13 protein-coding genes and 3 pseudogenes are annotated in these 16,138 nt (G+C 38.4%); 12 read left to right on the forward strand and 4 right to left on the reverse strand.

From position 1 onward, the window contains the following. Window positions 1-80 precede the first annotated feature (80 nt). A complete protein-coding gene (locus tag GQR47_RS16610; protein WP_002959563.1) occupies window positions 81-389 on the forward strand; it encodes a hypothetical protein in 309 nt (102 codons plus the stop codon). A 4-nt stretch (window positions 390-393) separates the two neighbouring features. Then, window positions 394-1,248, forward strand: coding sequence for a putative metalloprotease CJM1_0395 family protein (locus GQR47_RS16615; RefSeq protein ID WP_024596112.1), 855 nt, complete (start codon window positions 394-396; stop codon window positions 1,246-1,248). Window positions 1,249-1,320: 72 nt separating this feature from the next. Here the strand turns inward: GQR47_RS16615 and GQR47_RS16620 are convergent, their stop codons facing one another. The 4 genes and pseudogenes from GQR47_RS16620 to GQR47_RS16635 all read right to left on the reverse strand — a co-directional run. Next, the gene (locus GQR47_RS16620) at window positions 1,321-3,648 is read right to left on the reverse strand and encodes a Tex family protein (RefSeq protein WP_165724173.1); all 2,328 of its coding nucleotides are present in this window, start codon (window positions 3,646-3,648) and stop codon (window positions 1,321-1,323) included. Window positions 3,649-3,816: 168 nt separating this feature from the next. Then, a complete protein-coding gene (locus GQR47_RS16625) occupies window positions 3,817-4,398 on the reverse strand; it encodes a CBS domain-containing protein (RefSeq protein ID WP_024595749.1) in 582 nt (193 codons plus the stop codon). 50 nt (window positions 4,399-4,448) lie between these two features. After that, entirely contained in the window at window positions 4,449-4,760 is a 312-nt protein-coding gene (locus GQR47_RS16630) for a hypothetical protein (protein WP_024595748.1), read from the reverse strand. A gap of 116 nt (window positions 4,761-4,876) precedes the next feature. Next, window positions 4,877-5,215, reverse strand: a pseudogene (locus GQR47_RS16635) (GreA/GreB family elongation factor); the annotation flags it as partial. A 106-nt stretch (window positions 5,216-5,321) separates the two neighbouring features. On the opposite strand from GQR47_RS16635, the gene gmtY reads away from it, so the two are divergent. From gmtY to GQR47_RS16680, 10 genes and pseudogenes are all read left to right on the forward strand, one after another. Continuing rightward, window positions 5,322-6,641 carry a gamma-mobile-trio recombinase GmtY gene (gene gmtY, locus GQR47_RS16640; RefSeq protein WP_039489106.1) on the forward strand — a complete coding sequence of 440 codons (1,320 nt, stop codon included), beginning with the start codon at window positions 5,322-5,324 and terminating at the stop codon, window positions 6,639-6,641. After that, window positions 6,638-9,370, forward strand: coding sequence for a VPA1269 family protein (locus GQR47_RS16645; RefSeq protein WP_039489104.1), 2,733 nt, complete (start codon window positions 6,638-6,640; stop codon window positions 9,368-9,370). Before gmtY ends, GQR47_RS16645 begins: the two co-directional genes overlap by 4 nt. A gap of 2 nt (window positions 9,371-9,372) precedes the next feature. Next, entirely contained in the window at window positions 9,373-9,978 is a 606-nt protein-coding gene (gene gmtX / locus GQR47_RS16650) for a gamma-mobile-trio protein GmtX (protein ID WP_039489168.1), read from the forward strand. 435 nt (window positions 9,979-10,413) lie between these two features. Continuing rightward, complete coding sequence (gene greB / locus GQR47_RS16655) at window positions 10,414-10,884, forward strand: transcription elongation factor GreB (RefSeq protein WP_039489102.1); 471 nt, start codon at window positions 10,414-10,416, stop codon at window positions 10,882-10,884. 452 nt (window positions 10,885-11,336) lie between these two features. After that, a complete protein-coding gene (locus GQR47_RS16660) occupies window positions 11,337-12,074 on the forward strand; it encodes a glycosyltransferase family 2 protein (protein ID WP_024603948.1) in 738 nt (245 codons plus the stop codon). Then, window positions 12,040-12,723, forward strand: coding sequence for a VTT domain-containing protein (locus GQR47_RS16665; RefSeq protein ID WP_033011230.1), 684 nt, complete (start codon window positions 12,040-12,042; stop codon window positions 12,721-12,723). The genes GQR47_RS16660 and GQR47_RS16665 overlap by 35 nt, the downstream gene beginning before the upstream one ends. Window positions 12,724-12,735: 12 nt before the next feature. Continuing rightward, window positions 12,736-14,457: a glycosyltransferase family 39 protein gene (locus GQR47_RS16670; protein ID WP_024603946.1), complete on the forward strand. Its 1,722-nt coding sequence runs from the start codon at window positions 12,736-12,738 to the stop codon at window positions 14,455-14,457. Then, a pseudogene (locus tag GQR47_RS20540) lies at window positions 14,457-14,615 on the forward strand (UDP-glucose 6-dehydrogenase); the annotation flags it as partial. The gene GQR47_RS16670 and the pseudogene GQR47_RS20540, both read left to right, overlap by 1 nt. A 15-nt stretch (window positions 14,616-14,630) precedes the next feature. Then, window positions 14,631-14,828: pseudogene (locus GQR47_RS20545) on the forward strand (protein CapI); the annotation flags it as partial. A gap of 358 nt (window positions 14,829-15,186) precedes the next feature. Then, a complete protein-coding gene (locus tag GQR47_RS16680; RefSeq protein WP_165724175.1) occupies window positions 15,187-16,134 on the forward strand; it encodes a hypothetical protein in 948 nt (315 codons plus the stop codon). Window positions 16,135-16,138: the final 4 nt, after the last annotated feature.

Below are 16,138 nucleotides of genomic sequence, written 5' to 3' on the forward strand. Positions count from 1 at the left end.
AGAATAGCGCTGTTTAAAGCTTTATTTTGAGCAGAACCTGAGCGATAATTAAACAATGTTTATTTGGTGGAGGTTTTAATATGCCAATCGGATCAGTATTTAATAGTGGTATAGAAGGGTTTAACCGAGCTAGCCAAGGTATTGAAAAAGCCAGTGCTGAGATTAACCGTGCCAGTATAGAACAACAAGATGACGCGCAATTAGCGCAGCAACGTCAGCTTACGGCAGCACGCCCTGAAGAGGCGATTACTGCACCAGTAGCACAACCAGCTCGTGTTGATGAAGCGCTTGTTAACTTAAAAGTTGAAGAATTTAATGCCAAGGCAAACACGCAATCAATTCAAACGGCCGATGATGTACTTGGCACGTTAATCGATATTAAAGTTTAGTATTATGAATATTGTCACGCCATTTCCGTCTATCAATATAAACACCGCAAATGTTTATACGGAAACCGCACGGCGTGACAACCAACTACGCGAAGTTATTCCGGCTCCCGCATCTAGTAGCGCAAGTAATACAGAAACCAAAGCGCAAAGTGATGCTGAAAAAGCAAAATTGCCAGGCAGTAGCGATGGTGCGACGTATAACGCAACGGGAAAAATAGCAGACGAAAAGTCAGTTCAGCAGCGCGATGGAAACCCAGAAAATCCAGAGGGCACTGAGCAAGAAAGTGAAGCAATCGAGAAAAAAGAATCTGAGCAAGAAGAGCTGCAATTAGAACAAGAACAACAACAAATTACAGAGCTAAAAGCACGGGATACTGAAGTACGAATACACGAACAAGCACACGCTTCTGTAGGCGGGCAATATGCTGGCTCGCCAAGCTATGAATACCAACGTGGCCCAGATGGTACTAACTACGCAGTTGGCGGAGAAGTACAAATAGATGTATCAGAAATTCCGGGTGACCCGCAAGCGACTATAGACAAAATGCAAACGGTACGCGCTGCCGCATTAGCGCCTGCAGAGCCTTCAGGAGCTGATCGCTCTATTGCTGCAGATGCTACGCAAAAGCTAGCAGCGGCTCAAGCTGAGCTTGCACAACCTGAAAAAGAAGACGACGAAGACGCAAAAAGTAAACTTGAAGCGTCATTCTCTAGCGATGAAAGCAGCGATACAAAAACAGCTAAAAGTGATGAGCAAACACGTGATGCCGATGTTGAGGCACGGGCGGGGCGTATTGCTAACTTTTATCAAATGGCTACATCGCCAGCGAGCCAAAGTAGTTTTTCAGCGTTAAGTTAATAATTTAGCAAAACATAACCACAAAAAAACCGCTTACGCGGTTTTTTTCGTTTTAGCTTAGTTGTACAAGTATTATTTTTTTACTTTAGCATTAGCGAACGCATCGGCAAATGCATTGCCCATTAACGCATTACCGTTGTCACGTTTAGGCTTTGCAGCGCGAGGTTGCGAATTATTAGCACGTGCTTGTGGCTTTTGCGTAGCTGGAGCTGCTGACTTATTACTTGTGTCAATATCGTCATCTAAGCGCATAGTAAAGCTTATGCGTTTACGTGCAGCGTCTACTTCAACAACTTTAACCTTTACAATATCACCAGCTTTAACAACTTCACGCGGATCTGATATAAATTTATTCGTGATTGCTGAAATATGCACTAAACCATCTTGGTGAACACCTACATCAACAAACGCACCAAAATTAGCAACGTTTGAAACCACACCTTCTAAAATCATACCTGGCTTTAGGTCACTAATTTTTTCAACACCGGCTTTAAACTCAGCTGTTTTAAATTCAGGTCGAGGATCTCGACCAGGTTTATCAAGCTCAGTAATAATGTCGGTAACGGTTGGTAAGCCAAACTTTTCGTCAGTGTAATCGTTAGCAGCAAGTTTAGTTAAAAAGTCGCTGTTACCAATTAGGTTACTGACATCTAAGCTATTGCGTTCACAAATGCGTTTAACAACAGGATAAGCTTCAGGGTGTACTGATGAGTTATCTAGTGGATCGCTACCATTGTTAATACGTAAAAAACCAGCCGCTTGTTCAAATGCTTTTGGCCCTAAACGCTCAACCTTTTTAAGCTCACTACGTTTAGTAAATGTGCCGTTAGCATCGCGATAATTAACGATATTTTGCGCTAATGTTTTGTTTAAACCAGATACGCGTGTAAGTAACGGTACCGAGGCCATATTTAAATCTACGCCTACTGAGTTTACACAGTCTTCAACTACTGAAATAAGGCTCTGGCCTAATTGGCTTTGCGATACATCATGTTGGTATTGGCCAACACCAATTGATTTTGGCTCAATTTTAACAAGTTCAGCAAGTGGATCTTGGAGGCGGCGCGCAATAGAGACAGCCCCTCGTATAGAAACATCTAAATCTGGAAATTCATTAGCTGCAAATTCAGAAGCTGAGTAAACCGATGCACCTGCTTCGCTAACCATAATTTTACTAAGTTTAAGTTCGCTGTTTGCTTTGATAAGCTCAGCAACCAACTTATCTGATTCGCGTGATGCAGTACCGTTACCAATCGCAATTAGCTCAACTTTATGCTGACGGCAAAGTTGCTCTAACGTACGCACTGATTTATCCCAATGATTTTGTGGTGCATGAGGGAAAATAGTTTGTGTAGCTAGTAATTTACCTGTGCTATCAACAACGGCAATCTTACAGCCAGTACGAAGGCCTGGATCAAGACCTAAAGTAGTACGAGGGCCTGCAGGTGCAGCCATTAATAAATCTTTTAAGTTTTTAGCAAATACATCGATTGCACCGGCTTCTGCTTTTTCGCGCATTGCTGCAAAAAACTCATTCTCTAGGTGTAACCCTAGCTTAACTTTCCACGCCCATTGAACAACGTTTAATAACCAAGGACTTGCCGCTTTATATTTAATATCTAAACGGTAATGCTCAGCAATCATGTTTGCACATAATTGTGCTGAATTTTCAGCACTAGGCTCTGGGTTTATATTTAACTGAAGTACACCTTCATTTCGGGCTCTAAGCATTGCAAGCGCACGGTGAGAAGGTACTTTTTTAAGAAGTTCTTGATGCTCAAAGTAATCACGGTATTTTGCACCGGCTTGCTCTTGGCCTTTAATCACAGTACTTTCAATTGCGCCATTTTGGCTAATGTGGCTTCTAAATTTAGCAAGTAATTTTGCGTCTTCAGCAAAGCGTTCCATTAAGATGAATTTAGCGCCTTCAAGTACCGCTTTTGTATCTGCAAAACCTTTTTCAGCACTTACAAACTGCTGTGCTTGTTGCTCTGGGTCAAGGTTAGCATCTTTAAATAGTGCATCTGCAAGAGGCTCTAAACCAGCTTCAATTGCTATTTGGCCTTTAGTGCGGCGCTTAGCTTTATATGGTAGGTATAAATCTTCAAGTTCTGTTTTACTTTGTGCATTAGTTATATCGGCACTTAGCTCTGGCGTTAGTTTATTTTGCGATTCGATTGTCGATAAAATAAAACTACGGCGCTCTTCTAGTTCACGTAAATACGATAAACGCTGCTCTAAAAGGCGTAATTGGGTGTCGTCTAGGCCGCCTGTAACTTCTTTTCTGTAGCGGGCAATAAAAGGAACAGTTGCGCCTTCATCAAGTAACTTTGTTGCAGCAACAACCTGTTGCTGCTGTGCGTTTAACTCACCGGCTAAACGTGCAGAGATATCGCTCATGCAAAAACCTTTTTATACAATAAAATAAGACCAGAAGCGTGTTACTGGCGCTGTTAATTGCTTGAATAATATCACAGGAGGTAGTAATGAAAAGCTCTTAAAGCAAGCTATTTTACTTGCTTTAAGATGGTTGGGTCGGGAGCAAATCAATTCAACTAAAAGAGCGCCCTAGTGAGGGTGCTCAATGTTTTCTAATACCTCACTGAAAGAGTGAGCAATAGGTGAGATATGTACAGGAATATGTAATGTTTTAGCTATTTGGCGAGCTGAAATTAAACCACAAATTTCGTTACTCGCTGTTGTAACTAATAAAAACATTGTGCCCTGATGCTCCATCGTTTGCAGCGCATCACCAATGCATGCGTAGCTTAAGCTTTGCATACTTACACCTGTAAGGCGGCTAACTGGTGTCATAATGTCACGTAAGCTTACTTCGCTTCGTTGCATATTTAAGCGCTCTGCAATAATAGTAATTTTAGAGCTTTGTAAATCGGCGCTAGAAACTAGGCCAATTAATTTTTGGTGTTCGTCTGTTACTAAAACAAAGTCAGATTGTTGTGCACTTACTTGTTTAAGCGCATCTGTAATCGTTGTTCCATGCTCTGCACGAATAGGTGTTTTTTGAGTAAAGTTATTCACCATTTTTAGCGCTGGAGAAGATAAATCGATTAATGGTTGATCATCTGCAAATGTGCTAGCAATAACGCCATGAGAAATATTTTGGGTACGTAATTCTTTAAAGTTAGACATAGTAGTCACCTTAGTAGTTATAAAATTTAATTAAGTTGTAAAATAATGAATTAAATTAAATAGCTAGGTGGTCCGCGTTGGTATGCAGTGCTAAAAGGTCTGTTTAGATTAGTGCTCTTATAAAAAGAATCTACGACATTAGGAAGTGGTTGAGGCGACCTATAGGTAATAGTGTTAACGTGAGAGTCCACGTCAAAATCGAGGTTTGCTTGGTCAGGAATATCACAAGTAATAAAGTGATTAGATAGTTTAGCGTTATCAAGGTTTACGTCAGTGTTGCTGGCATGCAGGGTCAAACTTACACTCATTAAAAGTGCAAACAATACGGCATTACTAAATATGCGCTGTACTATGTTTGACATAATCACGACCTTAATTAACTGCTTTCAAATTAAACAAATCAACTTGAATAATTCAGTTATAGCTTATTGCTTTAATTTACACAATCAAAAGTTAACATGATCTGAATCAAAACTTTTTATTTCTTTTTTTGGTAATCGATACTGTTTACATACCACTGCTTTTTTCCCTGAGGAGTGGTCACTTCAAATTCGTCGTCCACTTGTTTTTTAATCAACGCACGCGCCATAGGTGAGTCTATTGATATGTAATCTTTACGGTCGTAAATTTCATCAGGACCTACAATTCTGAACTTTTTAACTTCACCTTCTTCGTTTTCAATTTCAACCCATGCACCAAAAAATACTTTTCCATCTTGCACGGGAGAGTAGTCAATAATTTTTAAATCAGGTATGCGCTTGCGTAAGTAGCGTACCCGGCGGTCAATTTGGCGCAGTAAACGCTTATTATACTGATATTATAACCCCACCCAAATATATACTAAAATCACTACTTTAATACTTGTTAGATGATAGAAAAGAGTTAGTATTAAGGAAAAGTAAATATACTATATAATAAAAAGTATGGCATACATCCAAAAAATAAACGTAAAGTATCATGATAAAGAGGCTGGTAGTATTTGTGAGTTACCAGCTCTTTATACAGAGAAAGGTGTCGTGATATCACATATAAGATATCTTGCTTGGTACAGCTCTAAAAGTGAGTCATGGAAAGAGCGCTCTATATTTTCTTTAAAGCTCCTACTCACATATATTGATGTCGTACCAAACTTTGAAAACTCAACTTTATTATTAAAAGGTTTTACTAAAGCACTATTAGTAGGAACAATCGATTACGATAAAATGGATGACGAACTTGGATTGTATTGGAAGGCAAGAAAGCCTAGAGATGCAAATAATATATTATTTCATATAACGCATTACTCTGATTTTTTAGCTTTACAGGAAGGGTTTGACTCATCAAGGATAAACCCCTTCAGAAAAGCAACCAGTTATGAAGAGAGATTAAATTGGTGTGCATATTATCATAAGCACGCAAATGTGTTCCTAAATCATTTATCTAATCAAAATGACGCTGCCTTTAATGCGAAGAGAGTAAGATTCATTGATCGGTTATTAGAGCCTAAAATAAATAATGAAAAAGCGATGAAATTCCCCGATGAGCACTTTGAAAAGCTTCTTTATATTGGAATGGTAAAAGGCTCAACACCAGACTATAAATCTCAAGCTATGACCATGTTATTAAATTATGGTGGATTACGTAAAAGTGAGCTATTTCACCTTTATGTTTCAGATATAACTTTACACCCAATATATCGAGATGAAGCATTAGTTAGGGTCTATCATCCAGAAATAGGCCGCTCACCTGACAGTAGTTTTGCAAATAGGCGAGAATACTTACTCGAAAGCACTTTCTATAAACCAAGAAATACATACCGATTATCAGAAAGACTATATGCGGGTTGGAAGTCACCTTTACTCACAAATAAAGACGGCTATTTTGAAGTGATATTTAACCCGCCTGAAAAAGCAAAAGAATTTTTAATATCTTGGGTTAACTATCTTAAATATCAACGGGTAGAGCCGGCAAAAACAGACACTCACCCATTTGCATTTACCAACTCCACAGGAGCGCCTGAAACGATAAAAAACTTTCAGCGAATTCATAAAAGAGCAGTAAAAAAAATTGGGTTGGAAGTTCAAAAAGAGCTTGGAACTACAGAGCATGGACACAGGCATGCATATGGTTATCGCGCACGACAACTTGGTTTAAGCCAAGTTGAAATTCAAAAAGCAATGCATCATAAGAGCTCTCTATCCTGCTTGGTATATATACAACCAACCTCAGAAGATATTCGTAGTAAGATGAGAGAGATTAAATGAGCAAACTTAAAGGTGACTCGAGCCTTCCATTAAATATACCTGTATCAATAAAAACATTGGGTGAATACAAAGCAATATGCAAAAAAAACGGTATTACTAACTCAAGATTACATTTAGAAAATTACAAAAGCATACCAGGCCTAATTGCACATCCAGAGAGGGTTTTTAAGGATGAGTGGGTGAGCTATAAAGATACATTTGATGTCCCTGATTTTTATTCCTATAAAAAGTTAAAGAGTATTATTAAGCCATTAGCTCTTAAATCACAAAAGGAATACAGGGCATTTGTTAAAAAGCAAGATGACCCTCAAATACCAAATGACCCACAGGGGGTATGGGAAAGTGAATGGGAAAATTGGTTTAAATTTTTAGGTAAAAAAGAGCCTTACAATTTAAAATTTATTGCAAAACCATATATAGCTTGGGCTGTAAAAATAGAAGAATTTATGACCCAAGCATTAGGCGGAGGTTCTAAAAACTCTTTGCTTTGTCGATTCGTTCGAATTTATATAGAAAAACACGATAAAAGCTTAACTCCAGAAGCATTTCTTACAAAGCAAAAGGTTAATATTAGACCCTTAAAGCAAGAATTAGAAAAGTTGAATACCGATAATATGCGGCGTAACTTGATAATTGCAGTGAATGAATTTTTAGACTTTGTAATTACCAACGATCTAACTAGTGAAGATGAGGAGACTGGAGAGATCATTCGTGTAATGGATGCTAGAAATCCTTTATCGCTGCTATCAAATTCAGCAAGTGTGATGTCTCCGCAACGCGCTGAGTCAACTAAACCTTGCTTGCAGTATTACTTTGTTAAAAAGGCCCAAGAGTGGATAATTCCAGCTAATGCAAAAACTTTTAAAGACCTAAAGCATTTGCAAAAATTTGATGCTGATTGGCTGAAAGTATCATCGAAGGAAGTAGATCGAAGTGACCCTGATTGCGTGATAAAAAAGATTGGAGATCAGCTTTATATGTGGTCTCCAATAAATTGGTTGCATACGTTCACTTTAACAAAAGTTCCATTGCGGGGTCGTCAGATTGCATATAATGATTCAGGTGAAGCAGATGATGTAATAGCTAATGTTGATCAAAATGGAAAAATAATTTGGGAAAAAAATAAATCTATTTTTTCGGGGTTAACAAAAAACCAAGCGTTTATTAAAAGAATGCCTGACGAAAACGCAGGGATGTTTATCACTACAAACAAAACAAGTAATAATGGTCAAGGTTATTCAATACCTTGGATACCTGAAGACCTTATTTATTGGTTAGTAAAACTTCGTAAGTGGCAGCAAAAATATAATCCTATAGATAACCCTACGAACTGGTCTAGTTGTAAAAGAACAAATTTAAATGAGTTGCAACTTAAGGCTAAAGGAATAAATTGTTTTTTATTTAGGGCGTATCAGGATATTGAGCCACAAAGTGTTGGTAATTCCCTAACACCAAGGTTAGCTGCCGCACTTTATAATGTTCAACCATCAAATTTAGAGCTTGCAACGCTATCAGGGAAGGAAGCAACGTTAAATCAGTATAAGTCTAAGTATACCCCTCACTCAATGCGTGTGAGCCTTATAACGGCTTATATAATGGAAATGGGGATGCCTATTGAAATAGTTATGAAAGTTGTGGGGCACTCATCAATTGTAATGTCTATTTATTACTGCAAAATTACGCAAGGCGATATTAGAAAGCGATTAGAGCAGGGCGAGAAAGAAGCATTAAAAACGAGGGTTGACGCTACTCAGAGTTTAATTGAACAAAATAAAATAGAGAAAGTAAAAAATGAATTGGTATCAAATAATGAAGAGTTACTAAATTCATTAACAAACTCTATTCCAGCAGGGAACTTCATTTTCAGGGATTATGGTATCTGCCCATATGCCGCAACTCGCTGTGAAGATGGCGGAGAACTTAATGGTAGTGGTACATCATTACGTGTACCGGCTCCATCTGGTTATCTAGGGACGCAAAATTGTCTTCGCTGTCGTCATTTTATTACAGGCCCCGCATTTATTGGTGGGTTGCTATCCATCACTAACGAAATATTATTTCACTCTAACACCCAGTCATCTCAATGCACAAAGTTACAAAGTAAAATTACTATGCTTGAGAAAAGTTTAGACGAATTAGATCGCCGAGAATACGTAGCTAATTTAAAAAATGAAAAAATTGACTTATCAGAGCGTAAAATTCTTGAGTTAAAAATAAGAAAAACTGAGTCAGAATATGAAAGTGCAGCAAAAAAAATGGATATGCTCTTATGTGACTTACAGTCGTCCTACAAGCTAATTAAAATGACACAATCAATAGCTAATCAAAAAGACAGCTTGTCCCTCGTTAAAATGAGTGATTCAGAAATAGAAATATCTTTAGAAGAGACATCTTCATTTGAGCAACTTCAAGAGGTTTGTGAGAATGCAACGATTTATGAGTCGGCCAATGCATCGCATGCCATAATTCCAAGATCTCAACAGTTGGATAAAATGGCTGTATTCAATGAAATATCTCCCGGCTTATTCTTACTCACAGAAGAGCAACAATTGCACGCTGGAAATCAATTAGCGCGCCTTTTAAAGTCTCGTTTAAAAACATGGTCAAAAGTTAGTCGTGTAATTAATTGTGATATTAAGCTCTCCGACCTTCTTGGTGATGAACAGATTTCAAAGTCTGAAATCGAATTTATTAATAAAAATAATACGTTAATTAATAGTGAGTTATGAGTATGTCACCTGAAGATCTACTAACTGAATTACAAAAAGGTTGCTCTACTAAGATTAGTGAAACCCTCGAAGCAATCTATAGGGTTTGTATGGAGCAAAGAAAAAGAGGTGTTGATGACTATTCTATTTCTACAATATCAAAGTTAGGCACTCAACGAGGGGTTCCAAAAGCACAAAGTATTCGTAATAAATCGGGTGAAAAGTATAGAGCACTTATTGCATCATTTGCAGAGAACAGCCCAGTAAAAGATCTTGGTAAGCAAAAGCATCAAGGGTTAGACTGGATAGATGAAATAAACAATCCAAAGCATCGATTACTAGCAAAAATTCAAGCTTCCGAGCTAATTGCGACTCGAAAAAAGCTACAAGAAATTATTCCACCAAACCTTCAAATTGATATTTATGACTACAAGTCTACTGGGCTTGGTTCTGAGCATAAACTATCGAATCAAGAGCGCAGAGCATTAGAATATTTATTATCAAATAGCTTTCAAAGCAAATGGAAATTAACGCCAACGGATTATGGGGAGCTTATTGATGAAAATAAGCATGCTGTTTTTAAAGCGGCTACCCTTGACGCTATAAAAAAAGCTTTAGATTTTTTATAGCCGTAATATCTATAACACACGCTAAAATTTAATTTGCTGTCTGGTTATTATAATCTTTGTAGTTTCAATAAAGGAAAGCTTCATTTGGATAGAAAAATTAAAAGACCCTATAGTTAGGCTTCAAGATAACATTTTCTCCTCTCAAGCATTAGCAGCTGAAAAACTAGCAAAGGAGATATAGTACCGATTGGTCCAGTCATAGAATTTTATGGAGGTGGGTAGTCTTCGTCACCAAACTCAAAATAGACTGACTTAGAAGTAGAAGATCTTGAATACCTCATATCTAAAGAGTTTATGCGCCGAGCAGGTTTGGAAGTGGGGCCAAACGGTAGTATATTATCAAGTAATGATAAAGATAACTTTCTCCCGGTTGCAACTTTAGATGCTGTTAAAAAAGCATTGCAGTATTTGTAATATTGGGATGGGGCAAACTAATTGTATACCAATCTAATAACGCGTGAAGGATTAGACAAGCTAAATAAAGAGCTTAATTACCTTTGGCGCGACTACAGACCTGAAATAACAAAAAAAGTAGCTTGGGCTGCTAGCCTTGGCGATCGTTCAGATAATGCCGATTATAAAGAAAATAAAAGATTACTTAGACAGATAGATTCTCGAATTAGGTTCCTTAGAAAGCGCATCGAAGCAGTCAAAGTTATTGACTACTCTCCTCAACAAGTCGGCAAGGTTTTCTTTGGGGCATGGGTAGAGGTTGAAAATGATAATGGTGAAACAAAAGCTTTTCGCATAGTTGGCCCTGATGAGATCTATGGTCGTAACGATTACATTTCTATTGACTCTCCTATGGCCAGAGCGATGCTAAAAAAGGAAGTTGATGATGATTTTCAAGTTAAAACGCCAGTAGGGATAAAAGAGTGGTTTATTAACAAAATTGAGTACAAGTAAAGAGCTAGTACAGCTTATGCAACAACTAACTTGAAAAACTCCGAAAGAGAGTATTTATATTTCAGCCTTCTGAGCTTTAGTCATCAAAATCTCTTTTGGTATAAAGACGGTTAGTCTGCTTAGAGCGAGTTACGGACATTGAACATATGCTGGTGAACGTGGATATTCTAATATTTTACAGTTAAAAAAAAATGTCTCAACAAAACTAATGGACTTGTAGCCATTAAAGTATGATGAAATCTACCCGAGAAAAGAGTCCTAATATTCAGAGTAATATTGCGTGTAGTGCTGTAAATCATTTTTTCAGTTTTTCTTAAGTAAATCTTAAGGTTTGCCTGATATTTTATTAAGACACTTTTTATTTAGCCGATAGGTTTCTTTAATTGCTTGACTTATCGGTGATTAATTTGCAAATTTATTATCGCTAATAACTAAAAAACAGGGATTTATATATGTTATCAGTTGTACTTCCTGCCAAAGACGAAGCCGAAAATATTGGCCATCTTATTGAAGAAATTCATACCAGCCTTGCTGATTTATACCCGTTTGAGATTATCGTTGTCGATGATGGCTGTAGTGATAGTACCTTTGAAACCGCCCTCGAAACTGGAAGAACATTAGGCTGTGATGTAAAAGCTATCAAACATGCCTACAGTGTCGGACAAAGCACAGCGATTGTGTCGGGTGTGTTACAGGCGAAATACACCTTGATGGCGACCCTTGATGCCGACGGACAAAACGATCCGGCTGATTTGCCTAAATTAGTTGAGCGCGCTCAACAAATAGAAGCCGCTAATTTTTGCGTAATTGGCTACCGTAAAAACCGAAAAGACACGCCTTGGAAACGTTTTCAGTCGCGTTTTGCTAATAAATTCCGCGATGCTATTTTACATGATGGTGTGCCAGATACCGGCTGTGGTTTGAAAGTAGTGCCCACAGCCACATACCTAAGGCTACCACACTTTAACCATATGCACCGTTATATTCCTGCTTTGGTCAAACGTATGGGAGGCGAAGTGCAAGTGCAAGAAGTGAACCACCGCGATCGTGAACATGGTCTATCAAAATACACGGCTTGGAATCGAGCTTGGGTCGGTATTGTTGATGTATTAGGCATGATGTGGCTTATTCGTCGTGGCAAAGTGCCAATGGTTAATGAAATTCAAACGAGTAACACTAGTGACGATTAACAGGCTCGCTAAATTTATTGTTAGTTTGTCGTTATTTATTGCGATAGCGTTTGCAGTTCAACAAGGTTTTTTTGAACATATCGCTGACAGTAACTGGGTCGCTAAGTTTGTTAAAGAACAAGGCAAACAAGCCGTTGTTGTATTGATGGCGATGGGGGCTGCCTATGCCGCTCTTGGTGCGCCACGCCAATTGTTAGCGTTTGCGTTTGGTTTTGCTTTTGGGGCTGTTGAAGGGGCACTTTTAGCGTTAGTAGCAACAGAGCTCGGTTGTATTTTGTCATTTTACGCCGCCAAATGGTTGTTTCGCTCAAGCTTGCAACGCAAATTTAATAAAAGTTTAATGAAATTTGAACGCTTGGTTAAAGACAATACCACCTTAAAGGTATTGATGATTCGGTTGTTACCTATCGGCAGTAACTTGTTTACTAATGTCGCAGCTGGAGCAACTACAGTACCGGCTCAGGGGTTTTTTCTTGGTAGCTTTATTGGCTACATTCCACAAACCTTAATTTTTGCCTACGCTGGCGCTGGAATTGGTTTATCAGAGCACGAAAAAATACTCATCAGTATTGCGCTGTTTATTGTTTCATCGGTAATTGGCTCACTGCTTTATCGCAGTCAATTTCGTCGTAAAGTACAAGAACTATAAAGAAGTTAGGTTATGAAAAATATAATAAAAACCTTCGAACAAGATGATTATTACGCCGTCTTAAAAATCTTACTGGCCTTTGCCGCTGTTATTATTTTATTAGGTATTGGTATTCGTTCACCGTGGCCTGCTGATGAACCTCGATTTGTTGAAGTAGCCAGAGAAATGGTTGCCACTGGCAATTGGCTATTTCCAATGCGTGGCGGTGAATTTTATCCTGATAAACCACCAGTTTTTATGTGGTCAATCGCTCTTTTTTATTCACTTATTGGCAACCTAAAACTGGCATTTTTACTGCCAAACGCCATCTGTGGCTTGATCACTTTATTTTTGGTGTATGATCTTGGGGCAAAACTCCATAGTGTTCGCGTGGGTCGCAATGCCGCTTTACTTTTATTAATTACACCACAATTTTTGATCCAAGCTAAAGCTGCCCAAATTGATGCGATGGTGATGTGTTGGATAACGATTGGTTGTTATGGCTTTATCCGTCATTTCATTTTAGGGCCCAATTGGCGCTGGTATTTTATTTCGTGGGCATTTATGGCGCTCGGCATTATTACTAAAGGGGTAGGTTTTTTACCTGTACTCATGTTTATTCCCATCATTGCTTATCGCTTGGCGAATAAAGACTATTTTAAAGGCAGGCTCACCTTCGCTTGTTGGTTAGGTTTTGTGCCCTTTTTCTTGGTGTTGGCGGCTTGGTTTGTACCGATGATGATTACGGTGGCAGAGCAAGCGACCCCTGAATTAATTCAGTACAAAAACAATATTCTGTTCAAGCAAACGGGCGAACGGTACGCCAATGCCTGGCATCACCTTGAGCCTTGGTATTATTTTATTGTTAGTGTAATTCCCGTGATGTGGTTTCCATTACCAATTTTATTGTTGAGCTCGCTAAAGCATGTTTATCACAAATTAAAAACAGATCCAGTATTGATGATATTGTTTGCTTGGGTTGTGCTTGTGGTGTGTTTTTTCAGTATTAGTCCGGGCAAGCGCGGGGTTTATGTGTTACCTGCATTGCCGATGTTGTCGCTGTTTACCACCATTGCTTACCATGAAGTTAAACTACCGTTATGGTTTAACCGCATCAGCAAAAGCATTTTATGGTTAATTGCTATTGTGCTTGTTGTCGCTTGCATTGGTTTATTAACGGGTCATAAAAAATTAGTGAAACCATTAACCGCATACCCTGAAATGATCCCGTGGGCGGCAGGTTTAGCGTTTATTTTAGCAGCGATATGGTTAGTTAGTTTATGGCGATTACGGTCGAAAAACGCCTTTTTTAATTTAGGAATGGTAATTGTCGCTTCTTGGTTAATAGTGAGTACCTTAGGATATTGGCTAGCCGAGCCCCTGCGCACACCCAAACATGTTATTGAAGAAGTGGAAAACACCTTAGGTCAGCATGGTGAGCGCGGTGAACTTGGGTTAGTGAAATTTAAAGAGCAATTTTTATTGTTTTCACAATTACCAATAACGCATTTTAGTTACCTAGCAACGGATGAAGAAGAAGAGCGTAACGCATGGCTATGGATGGGCGAGAAGGCGGGTCGATTTATTTTAGTGCCAGATGATGCCAACTTAACGTGTTTCGATGTGTCTAACGGGCAAGATATGGGCTACGCTCACAGGCAGCACTGGTTATTATTAAGTGCTAAGCAAATGGCAGAAAACTGCCAAGCGCCAAAAGTTATTAAGCGTTTTAGTGTTCCTAGAGAAGCGTATTAATGAAAATAGCTGTAGTAGGAGCAGGTTTTGTTGGTTTGTCTAATGCCATTTTACTTGCTCAGCATAATAAGGTGGTTATCTACGATATCGTTCCAGCGAAAGTAGATTTAATTAATAGTCGTAAATCTCCCTTTGTCGATAAAGAAATAGAAGCTTTTTTATTTAAAGATGATCTCGATTTTGTTCAGTCACTTGAAAGCGCGTTAGGAATTAAAGCCAAGAAAAATTTTATGCCGATGCAAGCGGGCGATGTTTACCAAACCTTTGCAGATATTGATGACTTATTTAATGTTACTGGCTATAAGCCTAAAATGAGTGTTGAACAGGGCGTTAATAACTTTGTTGACTGGTATCGTGAATTTTATGGTTAAGTGATTTATCTATCCATTTTTGCATAATAGTGACATCTAGAGATGTCCGCCTATATTTCTAATATCAGTAATTATCTGCTGTAATCAAACAGGACACTTTGATAATGGAATATTATCCAATACTATTCATCAAGGTCCGTTCATGGCACAAAACCGACCTCAGTCTCTAACTCATTTTTGTCCATTGGCGAGTTAACCTCTTACTCGCCATTGCCCCGAAACAATTTACAAACTTGAATGTTGACGGGCAGCATTGAGCGAATAGCGAACAACAAATCTAATGGAAATACTACACTTTTAATAGGATTATGTATCGTGCGGCGGCATAATATTATTAACGTTGGCAATAGGAGGTTGCATGAACTTAATTGAATCAAAAGAAACTTATTTAAATGAGTTAATAGACATAAATGAACTGCACAAAAGGGCGCTTAGCCTTGCCATCGATTGTGTAATTGACAACGAATCTGAAGGTCAGGATCTGCCGATCGTTTTAACTAGCTATGATGATATTTGCAAGGATCAAATTTCTCACCTCTTGACGAGCTTTTGCGAGAAAATTTATCCAAATTCTGGTATTTCTTTCAAGGCTCATAACCTCTTTCTCTTCGGCACTGATTTTGAAAGTACATGTGATTCATTGATAAGAAATATGCGTAGATATGAGCAAAGCTATATTTATTTAGCTGATAGCCCTACTTCGTTTGAAAACTTACCATCAGGCTTATTTCATATTGTAGACATTGAATACAAGAACGTTACGCGATACAAGAATACTAGAAAAGGGGATGTTCCACAGAAAAAGTACGTGGATGAATATGGCGCTGACGACTACCTTTCAGGGTTATTTGACCTAGTCGCATTTGGTGAAAAGATTAAGGTATCAGATGCGACTGAAGCTTCTAATTTACTATTTGATGAATGTAATGCATGCATAATCCGTCCTATTCCCGCCCCAAAAGGGGCTGAGTATAGTTCAAAAATAACGATTTCATCGCCGGAGTGGGAGAAGCTAGCGTGCGTCGCGCTTAGAAGATACCAACACAGGGAATGCGGAGATGGTATGAATTGGGATATTTCTGATGAAGGGTGGAAAAACGTTGAGGCTTATCCTTTTACTGAAAAGTTACTAGTGCCGGGCACAAGCGAAAAAAGAGATTGTTTAATAGGTTTAGTAACAATGAATATAAATGAAGGATGCTTACCTCTTTTATCAACAGTGTTGCGTAATACCATGATGCCGATCGCTCAATACCATTCAAGCCGATCACTTTTTTGTCTGTCAGTAGACCTCAGTAAAATCTAACTTG

Source organism: Pseudoalteromonas sp. Z1A2 (genome assembly GCF_011378755.1).
In the GTDB taxonomy this organism is placed as follows: domain Bacteria; phylum Pseudomonadota; class Gammaproteobacteria; order Enterobacterales; family Alteromonadaceae; genus Pseudoalteromonas; species Pseudoalteromonas distincta.

What these genes read in the sequence shown, in the direction of transcription:
- GQR47_RS16665 (WP_033011230.1), top strand. Translation starts at nt 12,040, where the DNA reads ATGAAATTCAAACGAGTAACACTAGTGACGATTAACAGGCTCGCTAAA.
- GQR47_RS16620 (WP_165724173.1), bottom strand. Translation starts at nt 3,648, where the DNA reads ATGAGCGATATCTCTGCACGTTTAGCCGGTGAGTTAAACGCACAGCAG.
- GQR47_RS16670 (WP_024603946.1), top strand. Translation starts at nt 12,736, where the DNA reads ATGAAAAATATAATAAAAACCTTCGAACAAGATGATTATTACGCCGTC.
- GQR47_RS16680 (WP_165724175.1), top strand. Translation starts at nt 15,187, where the DNA reads ATGAACTTAATTGAATCAAAAGAAACTTATTTAAATGAGTTAATAGAC.
- GQR47_RS16645 (WP_039489104.1), top strand. Translation starts at nt 6,638, where the DNA reads ATGAGCAAACTTAAAGGTGACTCGAGCCTTCCATTAAATATACCTGTA.
- GQR47_RS16615 (WP_024596112.1), top strand. Translation starts at nt 394, where the DNA reads ATGAATATTGTCACGCCATTTCCGTCTATCAATATAAACACCGCAAAT.
- GQR47_RS16610 (WP_002959563.1), top strand. Translation starts at nt 81, where the DNA reads ATGCCAATCGGATCAGTATTTAATAGTGGTATAGAAGGGTTTAACCGA.
- gmtX (WP_039489168.1), top strand. Translation starts at nt 9,373, where the DNA reads ATGTCACCTGAAGATCTACTAACTGAATTACAAAAAGGTTGCTCTACT.
- GQR47_RS16660 (WP_024603948.1), top strand. Translation starts at nt 11,337, where the DNA reads ATGTTATCAGTTGTACTTCCTGCCAAAGACGAAGCCGAAAATATTGGC.
- GQR47_RS16630 (WP_024595748.1), bottom strand. Translation starts at nt 4,760, where the DNA reads ATGTCAAACATAGTACAGCGCATATTTAGTAATGCCGTATTGTTTGCA.
- GQR47_RS16625 (WP_024595749.1), bottom strand. Translation starts at nt 4,398, where the DNA reads ATGTCTAACTTTAAAGAATTACGTACCCAAAATATTTCTCATGGCGTT.
- gmtY (WP_039489106.1), top strand. Translation starts at nt 5,322, where the DNA reads ATGGCATACATCCAAAAAATAAACGTAAAGTATCATGATAAAGAGGCT.